Raw genomic sequence first — 599 nt, 5'->3', positions numbered from 1 at the left:
CCTAATAATTTGATGCAATGCATCTTAGTTTCAACCAAACTTCGCCGATGATAGCCTGACCATTTTTTCCATAGTGTCCTGCCTAAACGTTTAATTGTTCGAAGTAATTCATTTCGCTCTAGCGAGCTACTCTTTGTATCTTTCCATGGTTTCGCATTTTTTCTAGGTGGAATCACCGCATGCGCTTGCCGATCTGCAATGACCTGACGGCATTGCTTGGTGTCATAAGCTCCATCGGTATAAACAGAGTCAATCCGCTCATCTTGTGGAATCTGATTAAGTAAATCACCAAGCACCTGTGAATCACTGACATTATTGGTTGTAAGCTGAACTGCTCGTATTTGCAGGGTTTTAGCATCTATACCAATATGAAGTTTACGCCATTGGCGACGATATTCAGGTCCATGTTTCTTGCGTTTCCATTCGCCCTCACCTAGAAACTTCATGCCTGTAGAGTCCATGAGTAGATGCAGCCCATCGCTACTTTTTTGGTAGCTGATTACAATATCAATATGCTTTTGTCTTCTACAAAGCGTGGTGTAATCTGGAGCTATCCAATTTAATCCGCAAAGTTTAATCAGACTTTGCACAAAGCCAGT

1 protein-coding gene is annotated in these 599 nt (G+C 41.7%); it reads right to left on the bottom strand.

Annotated elements, in window-relative coordinates:
• Positions 1 to 599: IS5 family transposase (locus tag MF4642_RS16595; protein WP_153041809.1), on the bottom strand; the 599-nt coding region annotated here is incomplete at both ends.

This window comes from Acinetobacter sp. MF4642 (assembly GCF_002018925.1).
Lineage (GTDB): Bacteria > Pseudomonadota > Gammaproteobacteria > Pseudomonadales > Moraxellaceae > Acinetobacter > Acinetobacter johnsonii.
The sequence above is the reverse complement of the archived record's forward strand: the minus strand, read 5'-3'. Positions and strand labels throughout refer to the sequence as shown.